A 1,582-nucleotide genomic window follows, 5' to 3' on the forward strand; every position below is an offset into this window, starting at 1 on the left:
AAGGACGGTGGTAAACAGCCGGCGCAATACTTGTGTGTGTGGGCCTTGCGCACGTCCTCGCTCAAGCAAATCCGACCGATCTCTGTTTCACGAAACCAGGATGGTGTTGGATTGGTTCAAGTACCTCGATGTGATAACAACTATCTTCACGCCCAAGAGGGAGTTTTCACACTATGTCGCATCAAGGCATTTGATGCTAGTGTCCTGTTGTGAAGAAAAGCGCAACATGTGAGCGGGTTTGTGCGGATCGGTTCTGGAGTAATCTGGAGCCGAGCGATGCCGTACGTGCGAACGCCATTGACCCTGACCGATGAGGAACGAAGCACACTGCAGCGCTGGGCGCGTCGGCCCAAGAGCAGCCAGGCGCTGGCCACGCGCTGCAAGATCATCCTGCTGGATGCCGAGGGCTGGAGCTACGCGAAGATCGGCGACAAGCTCGATCTGCGCCGGCAAACCGTGCTGAAGTGGCGCAAACGATTCCTGACCCGGCGCCTTGACGGTCTGCAGGATGATCCGCGGCCGGGCGTCAAACGCAGCATCACCGATGAGCGTGTGGAGGCGGTGATCACGCGGACGCTGGAAACCAAGCCGCCCAACGCGACGCACTGGAGCACGCGCTCGATGGCGGAGGCGGTCGGCATGTCGCACGGCAGCGTGCATCGCATCTGGAAGGCGTTCGGCCTGCAGCCGCACCGCGTCGAGACCTTTAAGCTCTCCAGCGATCCGCAGTTCATCGAAAAGGTGCGCGACATCGTGGGCCTGTACCTGAGCCCGCCGGAGAACGCGATGGTGCTGTGCGTGGATGAGAAGAGCCAGGTTCAGGCGCTGGATCGCACGCAGCCGCTGCTGCCGATGATGCCCGGTCAGGCCGAGCGACGCTCGCACGATTACGTTCGTCACGGCACCACCAGCCTGTTCGCGGCCCTGGATGTGCGAACGGGTCTGGTGATCGGGGAGTGTCATCGCCGGCATCGGCATCAGGAGTTCATCAAGTTCCTCAACACCGTGGATGAGGTGGTGCAGGCGACGGCCGCCGACGGAACCGCCGTGCATCTGGTGCTGGACAACTACGCCACGCACAAGACGCCGAGGGTCAAACGCTGGTTGCAGCAGCACCCGCAGTATCACGTGCACTTCACGCCCACCAGCGCCAGCTGGCTCAATCAGGTCGAGCGCGTGTTCGCGGAACTGACCAACAAGCAACTGCGTCGCGGCGTGCACACAAGCGTCGCCGCGCTGGAAGGCGCCATCCGCGCGTATCTCGATCACCGCAACGACGACGCCAAGCCGTTCGCGTGGACCGCCGACGCCGACCTCATCCTCGGCCGCGTCGAACGCCATTGTCAACGAATCTCAAAGACAGGACACTAGTGTTGCGGCGAGTGCGGAATCAGACGAAGACAGGTGTTCCGCGCATCGGTCGGGGCGGCGCACCGACGATCTTCGGTCCATGCGCCCCACATGACCTACGCCATGGCTTGGAGAATCCTGCGCGGGCAATCCCAGATTTCATGCGCGTTTGGTGCCGGCCAATCGATCGCCCGATACGCAAGTGCTGCATTGACCTGCACTTGCGCCAACC

At 61.9% G+C, this 1,582-nt stretch carries 1 protein-coding gene; it reads left to right on the forward strand.

The window, feature by feature from the left end:
• Window positions 1-276: 276 nt before the first annotated feature.
• Window positions 277-1,371, forward strand: a complete 1,095-nt coding sequence (locus tag VES88_14780) for an IS630 family transposase (protein HYN82751.1) — start codon at window positions 277-279, stop codon at window positions 1,369-1,371.
• Window positions 1,372-1,582 lie beyond the last annotated feature (211 nt).

It is taken from the genome of Gemmatimonadaceae bacterium (genome assembly GCA_035633115.1).
GTDB lineage: Bacteria > Gemmatimonadota > Gemmatimonadetes > Gemmatimonadales > Gemmatimonadaceae > UBA4720.